General features: G+C 71.4%; 15 protein-coding genes. 7 read left to right on the top strand and 8 right to left on the bottom strand.

All coding sequences use genetic code 11. From position 1 onward, the window contains the following. Nucleotides 1-8: 8 nt before the first annotated feature. The 4 genes from WMF34_RS05065 to WMF34_RS05050 form a co-directional block, all read right to left on the bottom strand. On the bottom strand, nt 9-1,967 hold the full coding sequence (locus tag WMF34_RS05065) for a sensor histidine kinase (RefSeq protein WP_437992576.1): 1,959 nt from the start codon (nt 1,965-1,967) through the stop codon (nt 9-11). A 139-nt stretch (nt 1,968-2,106) separates the two neighbouring features. Beyond that, complete coding sequence (locus tag WMF34_RS05060; RefSeq protein ID WP_437992575.1) at nt 2,107-3,270, bottom strand: formimidoylglutamate deiminase; 1,164 nt, start codon at nt 3,268-3,270, stop codon at nt 2,107-2,109. Nucleotides 3,271-3,422: 152 nt separating this feature from the next. Next, complete coding sequence (locus WMF34_RS05055; RefSeq protein ID WP_437992574.1) at nt 3,423-4,061, bottom strand: hypothetical protein; 639 nt, start codon at nt 4,059-4,061, stop codon at nt 3,423-3,425. Nucleotides 4,062-4,296: 235 nt separating this feature from the next. Next, a complete protein-coding gene (locus WMF34_RS05050; RefSeq protein WP_012233593.1) occupies nt 4,297-5,358 on the bottom strand; it encodes a YegS/Rv2252/BmrU family lipid kinase in 1,062 nt (353 codons plus the stop codon). Between the two features lie 119 nt (nt 5,359-5,477). Between WMF34_RS05050 and WMF34_RS05045 the strand changes: the two genes are divergently transcribed. Together WMF34_RS05045 and WMF34_RS05040 are read left to right on the top strand one after the other, a co-directional pair. Continuing rightward, complete coding sequence (locus WMF34_RS05045) at nt 5,478-8,570, top strand: PEP/pyruvate-binding domain-containing protein (RefSeq protein ID WP_437992573.1); 3,093 nt, start codon at nt 5,478-5,480, stop codon at nt 8,568-8,570. A gap of 214 nt (nt 8,571-8,784) precedes the next feature. Next, the gene (locus tag WMF34_RS05040) at nt 8,785-9,297 is read left to right on the top strand and encodes a DUF1993 domain-containing protein (RefSeq protein ID WP_012233591.1); all 513 of its coding nucleotides are present in this window, start codon (nt 8,785-8,787) and stop codon (nt 9,295-9,297) included. Between the two features lie 40 nt (nt 9,298-9,337). On the opposite strand, the gene WMF34_RS05035 is transcribed toward WMF34_RS05040, so the two are convergent. Next, the gene (locus WMF34_RS05035; RefSeq protein WP_437992572.1) at nt 9,338-9,928 is read right to left on the bottom strand and encodes a Uma2 family endonuclease; all 591 of its coding nucleotides are present in this window, start codon (nt 9,926-9,928) and stop codon (nt 9,338-9,340) included. Nucleotides 9,929-10,067: 139 nt separating this feature from the next. Then, a complete protein-coding gene (locus tag WMF34_RS05030) occupies nt 10,068-10,769 on the bottom strand; it encodes a type 1 glutamine amidotransferase domain-containing protein (protein WP_437992571.1) in 702 nt (233 codons plus the stop codon). A gap of 143 nt (nt 10,770-10,912) precedes the next feature. On the opposite strand from WMF34_RS05030, the gene WMF34_RS05025 reads away from it, so the two are divergent. The 3 genes from WMF34_RS05025 to WMF34_RS05015 all read left to right on the top strand — a co-directional run bounded on the left by WMF34_RS05025 (nt 10,913) and on the right by WMF34_RS05015 (nt 13,837). Then, the gene (locus WMF34_RS05025) at nt 10,913-11,818 is read left to right on the top strand and encodes a LysR family transcriptional regulator (protein ID WP_437992570.1); all 906 of its coding nucleotides are present in this window, start codon (nt 10,913-10,915) and stop codon (nt 11,816-11,818) included. A gap of 166 nt (nt 11,819-11,984) precedes the next feature. After that, nucleotides 11,985-13,271: an AAA family ATPase gene (locus WMF34_RS05020; RefSeq protein ID WP_437992569.1), complete on the top strand. Its 1,287-nt coding sequence runs from the start codon at nt 11,985-11,987 to the stop codon at nt 13,269-13,271. After that, on the top strand, nt 13,268-13,837 hold the full coding sequence (locus WMF34_RS05015; RefSeq protein ID WP_437992568.1) for a hypothetical protein: 570 nt from the start codon (nt 13,268-13,270) through the stop codon (nt 13,835-13,837). Before WMF34_RS05020 ends, WMF34_RS05015 begins: the two co-directional genes overlap by 4 nt. A 30-nt stretch (nt 13,838-13,867) precedes the next feature. On the opposite strand, the gene WMF34_RS05010 is transcribed toward WMF34_RS05015, so the two are convergent. Beyond that, nucleotides 13,868-15,886 carry a sulfatase-like hydrolase/transferase gene (locus tag WMF34_RS05010; RefSeq protein ID WP_437992567.1) on the bottom strand — a complete coding sequence of 673 codons (2,019 nt, stop codon included), beginning with the start codon at nt 15,884-15,886 and terminating at the stop codon, nt 13,868-13,870. Nucleotides 15,887-15,891: 5 nt separating this feature from the next. Next, entirely contained in the window at nt 15,892-17,940 is a 2,049-nt protein-coding gene (locus WMF34_RS05005; RefSeq protein WP_437992566.1) for a sulfatase-like hydrolase/transferase, read from the bottom strand. Between the two features lie 153 nt (nt 17,941-18,093). Here WMF34_RS05005 and WMF34_RS05000 point away from each other — a divergent pair, with 153 nt between their 5' ends. Together WMF34_RS05000 and WMF34_RS04995 are read left to right on the top strand one after the other, a co-directional pair. Beyond that, nucleotides 18,094-19,395 (top strand): SprT-like domain-containing protein, encoded by a 1,302-nt coding sequence (locus tag WMF34_RS05000; protein ID WP_437992565.1) that lies wholly within the window; start codon nt 18,094-18,096, stop codon nt 19,393-19,395. Between the two features lie 173 nt (nt 19,396-19,568). Next, nucleotides 19,569-20,033, top strand: a complete 465-nt coding sequence (locus WMF34_RS04995; RefSeq protein ID WP_012233582.1) for an SRPBCC family protein — start codon at nt 19,569-19,571, stop codon at nt 20,031-20,033. Nucleotides 20,034-20,303 lie beyond the last annotated feature (270 nt).

Here is a 20,303-nt window from a genome sequence, read left to right as displayed (position 1 = left end):
TGCTCCCGTTACTCCGTCCCCCCGTTGCTCCGCTCCTCCGCCGGCTTCCGCTCGCCCTCGGGCGCCAGGGCGGCGTCGCCTCCGTCGATCTCCGGAGGGAGCGGCAGCCGGACGCGGAACGTCGTGCCCTGACCTGGCTCGCTCTCGACGAGGATCTCCCCGCCGTGCGCCCACACGATCAGCCTGCAGACGTAGAGCCCGACGCCGAGCCCGCTGTGCGCCTCCGGGGTCCACCGGAACGGCTCGAAGAGCCTGTCCCGCTGCTCCGGCGTGATGCCGACGCCGCGATCGCGCACGGAGATCACCGCGAAGCCGGCCTGCCGGACGACCGACAGCGAGATGGGCTGTCCGGCGCCGTGCCGCGACGCGTTCGACAGGAGGTTCGTGATGACCTGCTCGACGCGCGCGTCGTCCCAGTAGCCGAACACGGATCGATCGAGCTGGAGCTCCAGGGAACACCCGTCGGCCTCGAGCTGCTCCGTCACCTGCCGGGCGGTCCTGCGCACGATCTCGTTGAGCTCCGTCCTCTCCAGGTTCAGCGCCGGCGGGCCGGTCGCGAAGCTCGCGACGACGAACATGTTGTTGATGACCTGGGTGATCCGGGCGAGCTCCCGCGAGGACACCTTCAAGAAGCGGCTGATGTCCTTCGAGCCCAGCGTCACCATGAGGGGCTGAGATCGCGATCGCAGCATGTGCTCGTACAGGAGCCGCAGGCTCGTCAGCGGCGTGCGCAGCTCGTGCGAGGCGAACCGCAGGAACTCCTCGCGGACGCGGATGGCCTCTTTCAGCTCCGTCTCGGCGCACTCGAGGCGACGGACACGATCCTCGAGCTCCCCGCGCAGCTCCTGCTCGCGCTGCACGCCGGTGGCCAGGTCCTTCGCGCGCCGCTGCAGCAGGATCGTCAGGACGAGCGTGGCGAGCAGCGTCACGCCGCAGGCGGTGAGGACCACACGGCGCGTCACGCCGTACACGCCGTACGCGCTCGATTTGTCGATCTCGGTCGCCAGGCCGAGGTCGAGCTCCTGATCCCACAGCCACGAGCCGACGACCTCGACGCCGCGATAATCGCGGTATCCCTCGACGTCGACCCCGGCGATCCCCGCGACGGCGCTGGTCGCCATGCGCGTGAGCGGCTGCTCCATGCGAGGCAAGCGGCGCGCGGAGCCGTCCGGCGCCTCGCCCCCGGGATCGCGGATCTCCACGTTGAGGCTCGTGCGCTCGCCGGCCGCCAGGAGGCCCATGTCGCGGAGGTTCTGGGCGAACCTGAGCTCCGTGACGACGCGACCGTGCCTGTCGAACGCGTAGGTCTCCCCTGCCGCGCCGACCTGGCCGCGATGGGCGATCTGCGTCAGCTCCCTCCCGGGATCGATGCGGAAGGCGAGCGCCGCGATGATCTCCCCTTCCCCGGCGACGGAGCGCACCGGCGCCGCGACGACGAGGACGGGGGTGACCCTGCCGAGGACGGGAGACCGCATGGCGAAAGGAGTACCCATGACGGTCGAGCCGCGCAGGGCCGCGGCGATGGTGTCCGGATCGTGGGAGCTCAGCGTCTTCGTGGCGAGGAGCTCATCGCGATCCGAGGCGACGTGGGTGCCATCCAGCGCGATGACGTCGAAGCCGAGGCACTGTTCCCGCTCGACGATGCCCCCCAGCTCCAGCCGCAGATCCTGGAGGTACGGGCTATCGCGGAGCGATCCATCGCCGCGGCGCACCTCGACCTGGGCGGCGACCGCGCGCCGTATCCTCGGCTCGTTCGCCCAGAACCCCGCGGCGCCCTTCGCCTGCCGCGCCCAGGTCAAGAGCCCTTCGCGGGTCGTCGAGAGCACGGCCTGCAGGGTCGCCGCGATGTTCCTGCGATGGACGTCCTGGATCTCGTGGAGGCTCAGGAGCAAGACGACGCCGATCGGCAGCAGCGCCGCCAGGGGCATCCAGTCGAGCCATTCCTTGCTTCGCCGTTCGTTTCCCATGCATGACGCAGGCGAGACGCAGGGAACGGCTCCTCACAAACCACGCCACCACCCCGTGTGAGCGCGCTTCACGCTCGCCCGCTCGGCCCGGGCCTGCCTCGATCCCCCGGCGCCGAGGCGCGCGGGCGCCTCGGCTCCGTCAATGCGCAGGCGGGCCCGGGGGCGCGGGGCTCCCCTCCACGATCGAAGGGCTCCCGCTGTACACCACCGCGTCGAGCAGCCGCTCCTCCCGCACCATCGCGAGCGCCGGCGCGTCCCGGCGCACCGAGATGCTGCCGCCGGGATCCGCGAACCCGCACGCCTCCGCCCCCCGCTGCGAGCCGATCTCCCAGAGCGCCTCGGCGGGCGTCGCCCCGCCCTCGCCCCGCAGCGTCACGCGGCGGCCCGTCCGCAGCCGCTCGCCGAGCTCGACGCCGCGCATGTCCTCGAACGGATCGGTGATCACGTGGCTGTCGATCCCGACGCACAGCCGCGCGCCCGCCGCGCGCAGCGCGCCCACGTCGGGCAGTCCGTCGCCGAGGTCGCGCTCGGTCGTCGGGCACAGGCACGCGAACGCCCTCGCCGCGCCGAGCAGCGCCGGCTCGTGCGGCGCGAGGTGCGTCGCGTGCACCGCCACGAAGCGATCGCCGAGGATCCCGCGCTCGGCCAGGAGCTCCACCGGCCGCCGGCCCGTCTCGGCGAGGCACGCGTCGATCTCGGCCGGCTGCTCGGCCACGTGCATGTGCACCATGAGCCCGCGCTCCGCGGCGTACCGCGCGATCTCGCCGAGCCACGCCGGGGGCACGGCGCGCACGCTGTGGGGCGCCACGCCGACGCGCACGTCCTCGCAGCCCGCGTAGCGCGCCCGGAGCGCCTCGACGTCCGCGAGCGCCGCGTCGAGCGAGGCGTCCGAGAACCGCCGCTGCGCCCCCTCGGGCGCCCTCCCCGCGCCGGCGCGCGCGTAGACGACCCGGAGGAGCGCGATCCGGAGGCCCTCCTCGCGGGCGGCCTCGATCACCGCGTCCGCGAGGACCGTGCGATCCGCGTAGGGCGCGCCGCCCGGCTGGTGGTGCACGTAATGAAACTCGCCCACCGTGCGCACGCCCGCGGCGCGGAGCTCGCGATAGGCCACCTTCGAGATCGCATGAATGGACTCCGGCGTGAGCGACTCGGCGAGCGCGTACATGGCGCTGCGCCACGACCAGAAGTCGTCCGCCCCCGACGGCCCCGGCCGCTGCGCCTCACCGCGCATCCCGCGCTGGAAAGCATGGGAGTGGGCGCTCGCGAGCGCCGGCAGCTCGATGGCTCGCTCGGTCAGCCTCATGGCGCACGTCTATCACGTCTATCACGTCCATCGCGCCGGGATGGCCGGGGAAAGGCGCGGCCGGCCGCGCTGCCGGCGCTGCGCCGCGCGCCAGAGCGGCCCTCCGCGCTGGAGCAGGGAGCGCGCGGCGCGCCGCGTCCGGCGCGGTCTGCTCACTCTGCGACTGGCGTCGTGAAGAGAGGGAAGCAGCCGGCGCCGAGCTTGCCGCAAGCCCCGTCGAGCAGGGTGTCGCCCCTGTCGGTTTGCTCGTAGAAAGCCATGGTGAGCGCGCTGCACTCGGGGAGCACATCGCGCGCGTACGCTCGCACTTCGGCGGCGCAGGCGTCGATCTCCGCGATCGTGGCCGTGCACTGCGTCGGCTGGCCGCAGGGCTTTGCGTCGACCTCCATGAGGGCCTGCTCCAAAAGCTGCTCTGCCTGGCTCGGGTCGGCCATGCACGCCTCGACCAGCTCGGAGCACTTCGCCTGCAGCTCGGCGTCGCTGGTCCCGGCGTCGTCCCCGTACGCCGCGCCGAGCACGCCCTGCATGAGGCAGACGTACTCGACGGTCACCTGCTCGGCGCTGCAGCGGCGATACCCCTTGCACGCCTGCTCGACCTCCGCGGGCGAGAGCTCGCTGACGAGCGCCGACGTGTCGAGTCCGGAGCAGGACGCGGCCCCGGAGCCCCCGCCCCCCGCCGGACCCGCCGCGTCGCCGGGCTTCGCCCCGTCGTCGTCGCCCCCGCAGCCCAGCCCCGAGACGCCGCAGGCCAAGCACACCCCCACCACACCAGCCCAGAACGTCGTTCGCATTCCTCTGCGCTCCCGATGAAAGGTCAAGAATCGAGCCCTGCCGCGGCGGCAGAGCCACGTTTCCTTACGCCGGGCGGCTCCGGTTCCTCCCCTGACGAGGCCGTCACGATGCTTCCCGCCGCGCCGCGACGCCGGATAATGGTCGTTTACGTGGTCGTGGTCGTTTACGTGGTCGTTAACGACCACGAACCGGCCCCGGTCCTCTGGCCTCGGGCCCTCGCGGCCCGAGCGCGCTTCACGGCTTCGGCTCGACCTCGAGCTCGGGCAACCCCGCGAGCTTCACCTCGACCTCCGCGGCGGGCGGCGCTTCACGGGCCTCCTCGCGGCGGGGCGCCATGACCGTCAGGGCGCGCGGGAGGCACTCCACCACGAGCGGCGTCGTCCCGGCCTCCTCGCCGTCGATGAGCACGTTCTGGGGCGGATCGGTCGTGATGCAGACCCGCCGGGCGGCGAGGAAACCTATGTTGTCGCGCTCGGCCGGCTCGCCGTCGATCGCGGTCCTCAGGAGGTGCAGCCCTGTCGCGACCGCCTCCACCAGCGTCGTGGCCGACACGATGGTGAGGTCGAGCCGCCCGTCGTCGGGGGACAGGACGGGCGGCCCCTGCGCCAGCACCGTGCGCGGAGGCGCCATATTCGCGACGGTCACCGCGACCGCACGGCAGTGGATCCGCTGGTCCTCGGTCTCGATCTCGACCACGAACGGCTCGAGGCTCATCAGCTTCTTCAGCCCGGTGCGGATGTACGCGAGCACACCCCAGCGCTGCTTCTCGTCCTGCGGGGTCTCGCCGACCGTGTCGGCGTGCAGCCCGACCGCCGAGAGCAGGATCATGGTCTTCCCGTTGGCGCGGGCGGCGTCGATGCGCGTCGGCTCGCCGTGGACGAGCACGTCGATCGCCCCCTCCAGGTCGGCCGGGATGCCCAGGGAGTGCGCGATCGAGTTCGCCGTTCCCAGCGGCAGGACCCCCAGGCACACATCGGCCCCGAGGAGCGCGGACGCCACGCTGGAGATCGTCCCGTCACCGCCCGCCGCGATCACCAGGGAGGCACCTTCGCGGCGCGCTGCGTCGGCGCAGGCGGCGGCAGAGCGCTCCGCGCTCGTCTCGTAGACGCTCAGCGCAAACTCGCGCTGGAGCCGGGCAGGCAGCGACTCGACCGAATCGCCCGCGTGGCCGGCAGCAGGGTTGACGATCAGCGCCGCTCTCCGCTCGGTCATGGCGGCATCGTAGAACGCCGAACCGGTTGAAACCCCAAGAAAAATCGGCGGGGTAGCCGCGAGCGGACCCGCGCGAGCGGCCATCGCCGCGCCCGTGCGGCTGTGCCTGCGTGCGCCACGCGCGCGACAGCGACGCCCCGCCGCGCAGCCCTGAGATGCCGCTCGCCGCACGATGGCACGGCAGTTGTACCGCGATGTTGTTCATGAGACTTCAACGAATCGGTCGACCGGCTTGTCTTGCGCTCGCGCTCCTCGGCGCGGGGACGCTCGCCGCGTGCGGAGAGGACTCGTCGGCGGGCGCGGGTGGCAGCGGCGCCACGAGCAGCGGGGGCGCCACCGGCGGCGAAGGCGGCGCGGGCGGCGAAGGCGGGGAAGGCGGGGGGGACGGCGGGAGCGCCGGAGGCGGCGCGTCATGGCCCGTCGACACCTACCCGATCGACATCACGCCATCGGAGGACTGGAAGAACCAGATCACCTTCCCCTTCGAGCCCTTCGCCGCCTGGCCCGCGACCTTCCAGACGCCGGGTTGGGTGAAGTTCACCGTGCTGATGCACGATCCCACCAAGGTCTACTACCAGGACAGCAACAAGTTCCCGTTCCACGGCGAGTTCGCCACGGCGCGGCTCGACCCGTTCTTCGAGATGTCGCGGGACGAGTTCGACCAGGTCTCGCTGCACGAGGAGGGGCAGAAGGCCATCCTCGGCGCCGTGATCTTCCCGCCGACCCCGGAGAGCGTGCCGGAGTACGGCATCCAGCTCGTCCGCCAGGACGCCTACGATCCCGAGGTGGCGCGCGTCGTCCTGGAGCTCGTGAAGGACAGCGTCATCGCGCCCGAGGGGACGCGGCCCTTCTATTTCCCGACGTACGAGCAAGCGGCGTCGGCCGCGGAGAACAGCGCGTTCTTCGAGGCGAGCGGGTTCCCGGTGAGCTCGGTCGAGCGGTGGCTGGACGGCGACGCGTGTTATGCGACGGGCTGGGCCGTGGGCCGGCTGCGCTATGTCCCGCCGGACGCGATCGACGCCGCCTACGCGAGCGGCGAGCTCCGGGCCGAGGACATCCTGCTCACCGACTCCATCCCTGCGGAGGTGCCTTATGTGGCGGGCATCGTCTCGCTGTCGCCCGCGACGCCGAACGCGCACACCGCCCTCCTCGCGACCTCGTTCGGCATCCCGTTCGTCTACCTCGGCGATCCGGCCGCCGCCGAGGCGGCAAAGGCGCTCGACGGCGAGGAGGTCGCGCTGCGGGCCTCGCTGCAATACGGGGCCATCTGCCGCGCCGTGCTCTTCGAGGCCGGAGGGATCGCGCCGGCGGACAGGGAGCAGCTGCTCGCGCTGAAGCGGCCCGGCGAGCTCGGGATCCAGCCCAAGGAGCCCCTCGGCGCCTACGCCGGGTCCACCGAGGATCTCGGCCCCGCGGATATCGTCCATTTCGGGGGCAAGGCCGCGAACTATGGCCTGTTGCGGGACGCCATCCCCGAGAGCTCCGACGTCGCGGTCGCGCTTTCGTTCGATCTCTGGGACGATTTCCTCGATCAGATCATGCCCGGCGGCCGCACGCTGCGCGCCGAGATCGCGGAGCGCCTCGCGGGCCATAGCTACCCGCCCGACATGCTGGCGCTCAAGGCCGATCTCGCGGCGATCCGCGCGCGGATCACCGGGGAGACCGCCTTCTCGGCGGGGCAGCGGCAGGCGATCGAGGCGGCGCTCGAGGGCTTCACGCCCACGAAGAAGATCCGGTTCCGGAGCTCGACCAACGTGGAGGACAGCGCCGTCTTCACGGGCGCGGGCCTCTACGACAGCTACAGCGGCTGCCTGGCCGACGATCGGGACGCCGACCAGGAGGGGCCGAGCCTGTGCGACCCCGGCGAGGCCGGCGAGCGCGGCGTGTTCCGCGCGATCCGCAAGGTGTACGCGAGCTTCTACAACGACAACGCCTTCCTCGCCCGGCTCCTCCATGGCGTCGACGAGGCCGAGGTCGGGATGGGCGTCCTCGTCCATCACTCCTATCCTGACGAGGACGAGATGGCGAACGGCGTCGCGACGCTCGAGCGGCGCGAGCTGGTCAATGACCAGATCAAGATCGTGACGCAGCTCGGGGCGACGTCCGTCACCAACCCGGAAGGCGGAGCGCAGCCGGAGGTCGTGACCGCGAGCCTCTTCGACCAGCAGACCTCCGTTTACCTCCTGTCTAGCTCGACGCTCGTCCCGCTCGGCGGCCACGTCATGCAATGGGAGGACGACTACCTCGCGCTCGCCGCGCTGCTCGGCCGCGTCGAGGCGCGGTTCAGCGAGCTGAACCCCGGCAGGAAGTCGTTCCTGCTCGATTACGAGTTCAAGAAGATGAAGCCCGGAGATCTCGTCGTGAAGCAGGTGCGCGAGGTCGCGCTCCCGGACACGACGCCGAGCCTCACGCCGTTCCTGCTCGACGAGCCCCGGGAGGTCTGCACCTTCCAGGGCGAGTTCGGCGACGTGTTCGCGAAGCACCGGCTCAAGGTGCGCGCGAGGCTCTCGGCGAAGAGCGGGTTCCTCACGCCGGCGGCGCTCGGCAGCACGCTCTTCAACGAGGACACGCGGCTCGATTACCTCTCCGGTGGATCGGTAGCGACGCTCTCGGGCAGCCCCGCGGCGTGGCCGGCCGCGTCCCACGCGTACGCCGAGGAGACGGCCACGGACTCCTTCGTGGACGGCGCCGGGGCCTCGGAGATCACCTATGCGCTCGCGACCTCCCCGGTGCCCGAGCTGTTGCCGCCGTCGCTGGGCCCGCTGGTCGCGCTGCGCGACGCCGGGATGATGCTGAGCGCCGCCTACGCCACGCCCGTGCCGGCGCTCGACTGGGACGGGACGCCGCTCGAGGTGTCCTCGGAGGTGGTGCAGCTCGACGCTTGTCCCGCGGACGGCCCCCCGGTGGCGGGCGCGCTGCTCCAGGAGCGCTCGCTCTCGTGGGCGTCCGGCGTCTCGGTGAAGACCTCGTTCTACTGGCCGCCGGCCCCCACGGGCCCCACGGCGGGGTACACGGCGCCGCTCCACAAGTGGGTGGAGACGCGCATCGAGGGGCTGACGAGCGCACCGATCGTGCTCAGGGGCTACCACGCGCAGACGTACCACCCGCAGCACCACAACTTCTCGGAGGATTTCATCTTCGAGCCCCGCCTCGAGCCCGGCCTGGCTCCCGCGATCCTCGCCGAGCTGGAGCAGAAGGGCATCCGGCTGATCCACGTCCGGACGCCGGACGGCGGCGCGGAAGGCGCGAAGCTGTGGACCCTCGATCCAGCGGGCGTGTTCCACCGGGTCGACTGAGCGGCGCCCGGGCGGCCTGCGGAGCCCCGGCGAGCCCCGCCGCCGCCCGGGGCTCCGCCGGGCTCGTCACTTCTCCTCGAAGCGCACCACCAGGCTCGACTGCCGCTCCAGGCGGCCGCGCGACGTGAACCGCGGCCGGCGCGCGCGGAGTTGACGCGCGGAGGCCGCGGGTGGACCAGAGGCGCCGGCTGTTCCTGCTGACGAGGAGAAGATCATGAGCCTTTACGACAGCTCGTTCCCCCAGATGACTCGCATGCTCGGCCAGGTGCTGGTCTGGCTCGACAAGGCGGAGGCCTACGCACAAAAGAAGAAGTTCGATCCGGAGGTGCTCCTCGCGGCGCGCCTCGCGCCCGATCAGTGGAACCTCAGGCGTCAGATCCAGAACGTCATCGCCTGGCCCCTGAGGCTGGGCGCGCTCCTCACCGGCGCGGAGCTGCCGCAGCTCGAGACGGGCGACGAGACGATCGCGGAGCTGCGCGCGCGCATCGGCAAGGCGATCGAGCAGGTGAAGGCGGTGAAGCCGGAGCAGCTGAAGGGCGCGGAAGACCGCACGATTCCGCTCTTCTTCCTGCCGGGCAAGGGAATGAAGGCCCCGGAGTTCGTGTTCGGGTTCGCGCTCCCCAACTTCTACTTCCACGCCACCACCGCGTACTCGATCCTGCGGCACAACGGGCTCGACGTCGGCAAGTCCGACTTCATCGGGTCGCTCGACCTCCGCGACCTGTGACCGCGGCGGCCCTCCCCCGCGGGAGGCGGCGGGGGGGCCGTCAGTCGTCCTCGCGCTCGTCCCCGAAGAGCACGCCGACCTGAAGCTCGATCGCATCGAACGGCTCGGCCCTGATGCGCTCACCGCGCTCCGCGCGGAGCGCCAAGAGGTACCCCTCCGGGGTCCACCGGTGCACGGTCAGCGTCTCCTCCCTGGGATCGACGATCCAGTGATGGGGGAGCTCACAGCGATGATAGACGCGCATCTTCTTGACCGTGTCGTTCTGCGCGTTGCTCGGGGAGAGCACCTCACAGACCCAGTCGGGCCGGATCCGGACAGGGCACCCGCTGGGCCGCTCCGGCGCGCGCTCGCGACGCCAGCCGACCACATCAGGCCGGTACACCTGGTCCGGCATGAACTCGACCTCGATCTCCGTGGCGAACCACCATCCTCCTGGCCAGCGGCCCCCGGGGCGCCGCTGGAAGGGGATCTTCACGTGCGCGACGATGGCGGACTGCGCGTCGCCGTGCTCGAACGAAGGGACGGCCTTCTGCACGAGCTCGCCGTTGATGATCTCGTGAAAGCGCTGCTCCTCGGGGATGGCCAGGAGATCCGCCACGGTGGCCGGGCGTGGCTTCTGTGCAGCGGGCACGCGTCGAGCATAGCGCCTCCGAGCGAGGTGTCGCGACGCTTCGCTCGACCTTGCCAGCTCGCTCCACCTCCGCGGCGTGGGACCGCGACGCGCTCTCTCACCCGATCGGCGCCGGGCCTCGGTCCAGCGCGGCGCCCGCTCAGCGCGCGCTCTCCCTCGGCTCCTGCTCGGCGAGGGCCGCGAGCGTCTCCTGCGCGACCAGCGCCGAGGACGCAGGGTTCTGCCCGGTGACGAGCCGGCCATCCCGGACGGCGAACGGCTTCCACACCGGCCCTCGCTCGTAGCGCGCGCCCAGGGAGCGCAGCCGCGATTCGAGGGCGAACGGGACGACGGCCGCGAGGCCCACGGCCTGCTCCTCCTCGTCCGAGAAGGCGCTCACGCGCCGCCCCTTCACGAGCGGCTCGCCGCTCGCGAGCCGGGCGTTCACGAGCGCACCGGGGCCGTGGCACACGGCGGCGACCACCTTGCCTTGATCGAACGCGCGGCCGAGCAGCCTCGCCGTGGCGGCGTCCTCGGCGAGATCCCACATCACGCCGTGGCCACCGACGACGAAGTACGCGTCGTGGTCACCGGCGATCCCGTCGATGCGGAGCGTCGACGAGAGCTTCGCCTTCGCCCGCTCGTCCTCGAGGAACGCCTGGACGGCACCGGACGGATCCTGGGCGCTCTTCGGGTCGGCCGGCGGCTTGCCGCCCTGAGGCGACGCGATGTCGACGTCCGCCCCGGCCTCGACGAACGCGCGGTACGGCGCGGCGAGCTCCTCGAGCCAAAACCCGGTCGGTTGCCCGGTCTCGCCGAGGCGAGCGTGGCTTGTGACGATCAAGAGAACCCTCGCGTTCATGGCGTCTCGCTCCTCTGGGCGCTGCTGCGCCCGTTGCGGTCGCGCCCCTCGCGCCCGAGGCGCTCGGGCTGGCGGCGACGGGAGGAACCTAGGCCTCCGAGTCGATGTAAACCAGCGAGATGATCTCACGCTATAGATGAGCCATGCTCATCAATTACGAGCTGCTCCGCACCCTGCTCGAGGCCGGCGTCGCACCCACGTTCGCCGAGGCGGCGAGGCGCCGCCGCGTCACGCCGTCCGCCGTGAGCCACCAGATCAAGGCGCTGGAGGCGCAGCTCGGCGTGCCGTTGTTCGAGCGGGTCGGGCGCAACGCGCGGCTCCTGCCGGCGGGCGAGGGCCTGGTCGGCGCGCTGCGCGAGGCGTTCGCGCGCATCGACGACGCGCTCGCCGCGGCGTCGGACGACCACCGCGAGGTCCGCGGGGCCGTGCGCATCGGCGGGCCGGGCCCGTTCTCCCGCATGTGGCTGCGGCCCCGGCTCGCCCGGCTCCTCCGCGAGCACCCCGAGCTCGTCATCGACGTGCGCTTCGACGTGCCCTCGGTGCTCGCGCGGCGCCTGCTCGCGGGGGACGACGATCTGAGCCTGCTCGTGAGCGCCGAGGACACCCCGGGAATCGAGGCGCGGCCCGTCTACGTCGAGGAGTTCTCGGCGGTCGCGTCGCCCGCAATGCTGGGAGCGTGCGGCCGCCCGGAGACCGCGCGGGAGCTCGCGGAGCACAGGTTCGTGGTCTTCGACGCGGATCTCGCGATGCACGCCGCGTGGTGGCGGGCGTCGTTCGGCAAGAGAGCCCCGCTGCCGCCGAAGATCGCCTGCCGGATCACGAGCCTCGACGAGATGCTGGCGCTCACGATCGCGGGCGTCGGGATCGCGGTCCTGCCGAACTATTTCATCGCCGAGGCGATCGCGGCGAAGCAGGTCGTCGTGGTGGGGCCGCGGCCGGGCAAGGGGCGCCGGGGCGCCCGGAACACGATCCACCTGGCGTGGCGCAAGGGCGCGGCGCAGAGCGCGCGCTTCCGGGCCGTGCAGGCGGCGCTGCTGGGAGAGGGCTGAGCGCCGCGCGCGGGCTCATCCTCGCGTGCCGCGGAGCGCGCTGGGCCTGGAACGCGCGCCGCCCGTCCCGTCCAGAGTCCGCACGCTTCTCCGGGCGCAGGCGCGCCGTCGAGCGATTCAGTGAAACGACGGGCAGCGCGGCGGCTACACTCCACGCCGAGAGCCCATGCTGACCTCGATCACGCTCGAGAACTTCAAGAGCTTCCGGAAGGCGGCGATCCCGTTGGGCCCCTTCACGCTGCTCGTCGGGACGAACGCCTCCGGCAAGAGCAACCTCCGCGATGCGTTCCGCTTTCTCCATGGCGTCGGCCGCGGCTATTCGCTCGCGGAGATCCTGGGAGAGAAGTACGGCGAGGGCGGCGAGCTTCAGTGGAAGGGGATTCGCGGCGGCACGAGGGAGGTCGTCTTCGGAGGAGGATCGGAGTTCTCGATCGAGACTACGCTTCGGGTGCCGATCCATCCCGTCCTCCGGCGCGGAGTCCGGAGGCTCAGGTACCAGATCGCCGTCGCAATCGAGAGCGCGAGAGCAGCACCGCGGGTGGCTCGCGAATTGTTCTACTCGGGTAGGCGAATGTATTTCGACTCCCACCCATCCGACAATCCACCGAAGCAGCAAGACGAAGAGCATCTGATCGTGCGCCTGAGTCGAGGGGGGAATTATCGGAGAATGGGGCCAGCGCTGCCCGTGCTGTCGAGCTCGCCGGCGATCCTGCAGGTCGCAAGAAAGGCCGAGAAGCAGCCCATGGTCCAGAGATTTGCCGGAAGCACGCTGCAGACGCTGCGCTCGATGCGCTTCTTGGATCTCTCACCGGACGCGGCGCGACTGCCCTCGCTACCGGGCAGGCAGGTACTCGGCGATCGGGGCGAAAACCTCTCCTCTGTGTTGCAGTCGATCTGCCAGGACCCGGATAGGATGTCGACGCTCCTCGAATGGGTCCGCGCGCTCACGCCGCTCGACGTCGTGGACTTCGACTTTCCCCAGGACTTCGCCGGACGCATCCTTGTGCACCTCGTAGAGCAAGGGGGCCGCAAAATCTCCGCACACAGCGCATCGGACGGCACGCTGCGCTTTCTGGCGATCCTCGCCGCGCTGCTCGACACCGATACCGCTCGCTTCTATTTCTTCGAGGAGATCGAAAACGGCATTCATCCGACGCGCCTTCACCTGCTCGTGCAGCTCATCGAGCAGCAATGTCGCACCAGGGACGTCCAGGTCATCGCGACGACCCATTCGCCCCAGCTCCTCGGCTTTCTCAGCCCCGAGTCGAGGGAGAGCGCCCTCCTCATCTACCGGCTCCGCGGCGCCGACGAGTCCAGCGTGCGCAAGGTGATCGACCTTCCCGACCTGAAGCGGGTCCTCGAGACCCAGGACCTCGCTCGCCTTCACGCCTCGGGGTGGCTGGAAGACATGGTAGAGCTCATGGCCGACGATGCGGGCGAGGCCGCCCAGTGAGCTATCGTGTACTCGTCATTCCCGAGGACTTTCGCAAAGATCAGTACGTCCTCGAGCCCATCGTCACAAAGATGTTCGAGGCGATCGGCCGTAAAGCCAAGGTGCTAGTCTGCCGCGATCCGCTCCTCGGCGGCGTCGAGCAGGCACTCCGGTGGGAGCGCCTCCAGGAGATCCTCGTGCGCTACCAGGCGATGATCGAGTGTTTCCTGCTCCTCGTCGATCGCGACGGCAAACCGGGACGGCGCGAGGCCCTCGATCGACTGGAGTCGCTGGCCAGCGCCGCGCTTCCGTCGGGAAAACGTTTTCTGGCCGAGAACGCCTGGCAAGAGATCGAGGTGTGGCTCCTCGCCGGACACGATCTGCCCTCCGAGTGGGCGTGGAAGGCAGTACGCGCCCACGAAAACCCGAAGGAACACGACTATCAACCCCTCGCCGAGCAGCGCGGGGTCCTGCTCAAGCCGGCGGAGGGGCGCGGGCTCCTGGCCCGCGAAGCGGCCTCGCGGTACAGCCGCATTCGCTCCCTGTGCCCGGAGGTCGCGGACCTCGAGCGACGCCTCGGCGCGTAGCACCCCGCGCCGCCCGCGCCCCGTACAGGCTCACCCGCCCCAGTCGACCTTCGGCCTCCCCGGCGGCGTGACGTTCGGCATCTCGTGGAAGAGCCCCCGCGCGAGGTCGGGAAGCGGCGCGCACGCCTGCTCTCCCAGGTTGGTCAGCTCCAGCGGGTCCTCTAGCACGTTGAAGCAGTGGTACTCGCCGTCCCACTCGCGCGCCTCGATCTTCATCGGCCCCTGCATCATCCCCCAGTTGCGGAACGCGCACCCCCACACCCACGTGCAGTTCGTGAGCGGCATCGGCGCGACCGTGCGCTCCGGCCGCGTCAACGGGTGTCCGATCATCCGCCGGCGGAACGGATCGAGCCCCGGCTCGTCCCAGAGGCCCATCAGATCGAGGAACGTCGGCGCCAGATCGAGGTGCCACACGAACGTGTCCTTCGCGCCCGCGATGCTCGCCCGCTCCTCCGGCGCGAGCGTCCCCTCCGGCGCGTCGATCCACGTCGGGACGAGGATCTCCTCGTCCCAGAGAGAGCTCGTGTGGCCGAGCTGCCAGTGCTCCCGGAACGACTCGCCATGATCCGACGTGTACACGATGACCGTGCGCTCGCCGCTCGGCGTCCCGCGGATGTGCTCGATGAGCCGGCCAACCGCCATGTCCGACAGGTAAACGACGTTCTTGTAGTAGTTCTTGAAGTGCTCGTTCTTCTCGGGCGCCTTCGTCAGCTCGCTCGGTTGAAACGGTGAGTGGAGCGGATCGCTCACGTAAGGGAAATGGACGTTCGAGTAATGGACGACGGCGAAGAACGGCTCGACGAGCTCGTCCCACTCCTCGATCACCCGATCCGTGAGCTGCCGATCATAGGCGCCGTAATCGAGGTCGGCGCCCGGATCGAGCTGGGTCGCGACAGCCCGGTGCGAGACCGGGATGTCTTGCACGTAGAGCCGAGCGTTCCCGAACATGAGGTTCTGGCTCGTCCAGTACGCGGTGTCCCACCCGGCCGCATGGGCGTAGTCCCAGAGCAGCGGCGCGGCGCCGAGCACCTCGAGGCTCTCCGTCGGAGGGACGCCGGACCAGATGTTCGAGATGGAGATGGCCGTCGTCGAGTCGTGGGCCCGCATCTGCAGGAGCGGCATGCGGCGGGGCGCGGCGGCGTTGGAGAACGGCGTCGCCTTGTCGCAGGCCGGGTCGTACGCGACGCACGTCACGTCCGCCCGCTGGCTCTCCTGCAGGATGAGCACGACGTTCCGCGGCCGCGCGGGCCGCGCAGCGAGCCGCGGCACGCGCTCCGGGCGGCGGCGCTGCACCCGAAGATCCGGTGAGTCGTTCGTGACGCCGAGGTGCTCCTTCACCAGGGCGGTGATGCCGTGGAAGTAGATCATGTCGGCCGACGACGACTGGATCACCCGGTAGCTCACCGGGATCATCGCCACGCCGGCCAGCGCGAGCGGCACGACCGCGGCGGCGAGGCGCCGCCGGAGCCGCCGGGGGCGCACGAGCCGCCGAGAGAGCCGGAGCACCCCAAGGGCGAACCCGAGCGCGACCGCGAAATGGGCGATCACGCTCGGGTGCCCGAGCGGGAGCGTGCCCACGATCGACCAGGGGATCGACTGGGAGTGGATCTGGGAGTCGACCGAACAGTAGATGTTGTAGAGGGCGTGGAAGCCCCCCTGCACGCCGCACGCGAGCGTGAAGAGCGCGACGAACAGCGCGCCCACGGCGCCGCGCGCCGCGCCGCGGCGGCCCGAGGCGACGTAGAGCAAGAGGCCCCAGAACCCCAGCGACGCCGCCACGGTCGCGGCGTACCCCGCGGCGTGCGGCCGATCGAACGTGGTCATGTGGCGGGCCCGGCGCAGCACGTCGAGGACGAGGATCCAGAGCGCCGGCGAGGCCAGGAGGGCAGCGCTGATCAGGCGGCCGCGGCGGAGCGCGGCCTTCCGCGCGATGCGCGGGCGGACGCGGTCACGGGCGGCGCGATCGTCCGCGTGCGCGGGCAGGCTGATGGCGGGGGACGCGGGCGGCTCGGCGAGCGCGCCGCCCTGTCGGTCGATGTCCTGGGTCATCCGGATCAGTCGTGGCGAGGCCCGACCGCGAGGTCGCGGAGGTGGGCGGGGACGTCGACGCTGCCGGCGGGACCGCCGTAGAGGGCGTCCGCGAGCCGGGGCAGGTCGCCGCAGGCGGCGGGCCCGAGATCGCGCTGCTCGCGGGGGTCGGCGAGCACGTCGTAGCAGTGCCAGGCGGTGTCCCAGGCGCGGGATTCGAGCTTCATGTTGCCGCGCATCATCCCCCAGTTCTTGAACGCGCAGCCCCAGATCCCTGTGCAGTTCGTGAGCGCCAGCGCCGCCGGCCCCGGCGACGGCCGGAGCAGGCTGTGCCCGACCATCGCCGCCCGGTACCCCGCGAGCGCCGGCTCCTCCCAGAGGCCCATCAGGTCGAGCAGGGTCGGCGCCACGTCGGTGTGGAAGACCAGCTCGTCCCGGGCCGCGCGCAGCGCGCCCTCCTCCGCGGCCGTCAGGGTGCCCGGCGGAGCGTCGATCCATCCGGGCACCCGGATCTCCTCGTCGAGGATCGAGCCCGTGTGGCCGAGCTGGCCGTGCTCCCGGAACGCCTCGCCGTGGTCGGACGTGAAGACGATGACCGTGCGCTCGCCGACCGGAGAGCTGCGGACGAAGCGGATGAGGTCCGCGATGGCCGCGTCCTGACGGTAAACGGCGTTCCTGTAGAAGTTGCGGTACGCCTCGTTGTCGTCCGGCGCCTTGCTCTCGAGGGCGGGCTGGAACGGCGCATCCTCCGGGTCGACAAGGTAGGGGACGTGGGTGTTCCCGAAGTGCGCGACCGCGAGGAACGGCTCGCGCAGCGAGAGCACCTCGGACCGGACGTGCGCCGACAGCAGCCGGTCGTCGGCCCCGAGATCGATGTCGGCGAGCGGATCGAGCTCGGTCGCGCCGCACTGGTGCGAGACCGGCAGGTCCTGCACGTAGAGGCGCGAGTTGGCGAACATCATGTGGTGGCTCGTCCAGTAAGCGCTGTCGAAGCCGGCGGCGTGCGCGTAGTCGAAGACGAGCGGCGCCGTGTGGAGCGCCTCGCGGGTCGCGACCGGCTGGAGGCCGGACCAGAGCACGGCGAGCCCGATCGCCGTCGTCGAGGCGTTCGAGCGCATCTGCGTGAGCGGCAGCCGGTCGGGGACCGCCGCGTCGATGCGCGGCGTGCCGGGGCACGCGACGGGCGCCTCTCCGGCGGCCACGGGCATGCGCGCCGAGCACGTCGCGTCGGCGCGCACGCTCTCGGTCAGGATGAAGAGGACGTTGCGCCGCGGGCCCGGCCGCGGGGTGACCGGCGGCAGCGAGGGCGGCGTGCGGAGCCCGGGGCGCACCTGCGCCGTGGTCTGGACGCCGGCGAGCTCCTTGAGCAGGCCGCCGATCGCGTGGAAGTAGATGACGTCGGGCGTGGAGGCCTGCACCGTGCGGTAGGAGCACGGCAGGACGAACGCGGCCACCACGACCGCGGGCGCGGCGAGGCGGGCGGCGCGGGCCCACGCCGTGCGGCCTGGCCGCACGATCCGCCGGCCCAGCCACACGAGCGCGATCGCGAGCAGGAGCGGCGGGAGGACCGAGCGGAAGAAGTTCTCGCCGTCGGCCCGGAGCTGGCCGAAGAGGCTGGCCGAGAGCGAGGTCCCGAAGAGCGTGGCGTCGAGGTTGAGGTACGTCGCGTACTGGCGGTGGAAGTAGAGCTGGCCGCCGAGCGACAGCGTCGCGAGCGTCACGAAGAGCAGCGCCGCGAGCCACCGCGACGCGCCCCGCCGCGACGAGGCAGCGAAGAGCAGGAGCCCCCAGAGCGCGGCGCTCTGGACCATCGCGCCGAGGTAGCTCGCGATGTGCTTCCCGCCCAGATCGAGCAGGCGATCGCCGCGGAGGAGGACGTCCGCCATCACGATGAGGAGCAGCGGGAGGGCGAGGAACAGGCGGCCGTAGCGGCGGCGGGCGCGGGCGACGGCGCGCAGCCGCGCGCGCGCCGCGGCGCGATCTGCGCCCAGATCGCGGGCGAAGCCGCGGGACGAGCGGCTCGCGGCGTCGGCCTCGACCGGCGGAGGATGGTTGAGCGCCTTGGAGCGGAGCACGGAGGCGCCCGAGTTTACCGAGGACGTGGCGTATCGGGAACGTTTCTGAGGCGGCTCGGTGGCATCGAGGTGACGGCGCCGGCCGGGGTTGCCCGCCCGGGAGGCGAGAAAACCCTTCGACCGCCGCGCGAGGCGTGCCATGGAGGCGTTCGCATGGCGGAGCAGCTCTTCCTGAACGGGATGCGCGGCGCGCAGCAGGCCTCCGGGGCCGCGGCGCCGCCGGCCGAACCCGCGTCGACCGAGGCCGCCGCGCAGCCCGAGGCCGCCGCGCAGCCCGAGGCGCGGCCGTCGCCGGGCGCGCCGGCGCCCGAGCCGCCGCTCGAGACGGCGGCCAGGCTCAGCGCCGAGCTGGAGGCCGCGCTCGTGCGCGAGCTCATGGCGGCCTACCAGAGCCTGAACTACACGCATTTCCGGCGGAAGCTGCGCTCGGCGTCCATCGAGCTGTCCGACGCCGCGAGCCGGCTCGGGCGGTGGATCTCGGAGGCGCGCGCGATCGAGATCTCGCGGCCGCTCGTCCTGACGCAGCCGTGGGGCGTCGTGATCGAGGTGCTGAAGCACGAGATGGCGCACCAGTACGTGCACGAGGTGCTGGGCGTCAGGGACGAGGCGGCGCACGGGCCGGCGTTCCGCGAGGTGTGCACGCGCCTCGGCATCGACGGGACGGCGGCCGGGATGCCGGCCGCGGGGCGCTCGCCGGCGGATCCTGGCGGGGTCGCGCGCGGCGGCGACGCGGGCGCGTCGGAGGCGAGCGTGGACGCCCGGATCCTCGATCGCATCGCGCGGCTGCTCGCGCTCGCCGACAGCCCGAACGCGAACGAGGCGCAGGCGGCGATGAGCGCCGCGCAGCGGCTGATGCTGAAGTACAACCTCGACGTCGCGAAGGCGCGCGCCGCGCGGCAGTACGGCTTCCGCCACCTCGGCGCGCCGAGCGGGCGCGTGGGCGAGACCGAGCGGATCGTCGGCGGCATCCTGGGGAAGCACTTCTTCGTCGAGGCGATCTGGGTGCCCGTCTACGTGCCGCTCGAGGGCAAGCGGGGCAGCGTCCTCGAGATCTGCGGGACGCCGGCGAACCTGGAGATGGCGGCCTACGTGCACGCGTTCCTGCACCACACGGCCGAGCAGCTGTGGAACGAGCACAAGCGGACCCAAGGGGTGAAGGGCAACAAGGACCGGCGGACCTACCAGGCCGGGGTGATGCTCGGGTTCCTCGAGAAGCTGAACGCAGAGCGGAAGGTGTCCGCGGAGCAGGGGCTCGTCTGGGTGAGGGACGCCGATCTGGACGGCTACTATCGAACGCGCCACCCGCACGTGCAGCACCTGCGCCACGCGGGCAACCAGCGGACGGCGGCGCACGCGCACGGGCGCGAGGCGGGGCGAAAGATCGTCCTGCACCGCCCGATGCAGGGGGCGACCGGCAACCGGGGCATGCTGCTGCCGCCGGGCAAGAAGGGCTGAGCCCGCAACGCCGGATCCGGGCCGCGCGAGGAGCTCGGACGGAAGCCGGACGATGCGAGACGGCGGGGCGCCAGCGTCTCGGCCGCGGCGCGCGCTCGACGCGCTCGTTGACGGAGAAGTATCGGTTCCGGCACGATGGCACGGCGCGCGGGAAAGCCTAGGAGAAGAACGAGATGCCGCTCCTGTTCACCATTGAAGAGCGCTTCGACGCATCGCCCGAGGACGTATTCCGGCTCGCGACCGACATCGACGCGTTCGGCGACTGGATGCCCAATTTCGTGCGGGTAGAGAAGCTCACGGGCGCCGTCGTCGGCAAGGGCGCGATGTGGCGTGAGACCCGCAAGATGTTCGGCAAGGAATCGACCGAGCTGTTCGAGGTCACGGCGGCGGAGCCCGGCAGGCGTCTGGACCTCTTCGTCGACGGGCAAAAGGGCACCACGGGGCGGGGGGCCTACCGCTTCCGGTATGTCTTCGAGCCCGAGGGCGCCGGCACGCTGCTCAAGATGGAAGGCGAGATCGCCGGGATGGGCTGGTTCATGGAGACGCTGGGGCGGCTGTTCATTGGCAGCTTCAAGAAGGCGGTGCACGGGGATCTCAAGGCCATGAAGACGCACCTGGAGCGGCGGCGGGCGAGCTAGCGCTGCGCCGCCCCACGGACACCCTCTCCGGGGGCCTCATCGGTGTTCATCAAGCTCGTTCGATCGCGCTCAGGGCACCAAGGGCCCCACTGCGCTCACCAGCGTAACCGTGGTTATCTTGTCCTTCCTCGACACGAGCCCGGGGGACATCCGCCGATGCAGCGAGGGTGATCCGCCGCGGCGCCGGCGTACTTCCCACGTTGCGCTCGGGCGGACGGCGGAACAGCATCCCGCATGGAGATGCGACGGCGGAAGGATCCCACGAGAGCG

Origin of the sequence: Sorangium sp. So ce145 (assembly GCF_051525985.1) — a bacterium.
In the GTDB taxonomy this organism is placed as follows: Bacteria; Myxococcota_A; Polyangia; order Polyangiales; family Polyangiaceae; genus Sorangium; species Sorangium cellulosum_B.
The sequence above is the reverse complement of the archived record's forward strand: the minus strand, read 5'-3'. Positions and strand labels throughout refer to the sequence as shown.

Excerpts from the sequence above, each read along its gene's own strand:
- WMF34_RS05065 (WP_437992576.1), bottom strand. The coding sequence starts at position 1,967 with ATGGGAAACGAACGGCGAAGCAAGGAATGGCTCGACTGGATGCCCCTG.
- WMF34_RS05060 (WP_437992575.1), bottom strand. The coding sequence starts at position 3,270 with ATGAGGCTGACCGAGCGAGCCATCGAGCTGCCGGCGCTCGCGAGCGCC.
- WMF34_RS05055 (WP_437992574.1), bottom strand. The coding sequence starts at position 4,061 with ATGCGAACGACGTTCTGGGCTGGTGTGGTGGGGGTGTGCTTGGCCTGC.
- WMF34_RS05050 (WP_012233593.1), bottom strand. The coding sequence starts at position 5,358 with ATGGCCGCTCGCGCGGGTCCGCTCGCGGCTACCCCGCCGATTTTTCTT.
- WMF34_RS05045 (WP_437992573.1), top strand. The coding sequence starts at position 5,478 with ATGAGACTTCAACGAATCGGTCGACCGGCTTGTCTTGCGCTCGCGCTC.
- WMF34_RS05040 (WP_012233591.1), top strand. The coding sequence starts at position 8,785 with ATGAGCCTTTACGACAGCTCGTTCCCCCAGATGACTCGCATGCTCGGC.
- WMF34_RS05030 (WP_437992571.1), bottom strand. The coding sequence starts at position 10,769 with ATGAACGCGAGGGTTCTCTTGATCGTCACAAGCCACGCTCGCCTCGGC.
- WMF34_RS05025 (WP_437992570.1), top strand. The coding sequence starts at position 10,913 with ATGCTCATCAATTACGAGCTGCTCCGCACCCTGCTCGAGGCCGGCGTC.
- WMF34_RS05020 (WP_437992569.1), top strand. The coding sequence starts at position 11,985 with ATGCTGACCTCGATCACGCTCGAGAACTTCAAGAGCTTCCGGAAGGCG.
- WMF34_RS05010 (WP_437992567.1), bottom strand. The coding sequence starts at position 15,886 with ATGACCCAGGACATCGACCGACAGGGCGGCGCGCTCGCCGAGCCGCCC.
- WMF34_RS05000 (WP_437992565.1), top strand. The coding sequence starts at position 18,094 with ATGGCGGAGCAGCTCTTCCTGAACGGGATGCGCGGCGCGCAGCAGGCC.
- WMF34_RS04995 (WP_012233582.1), top strand. The coding sequence starts at position 19,569 with ATGCCGCTCCTGTTCACCATTGAAGAGCGCTTCGACGCATCGCCCGAG.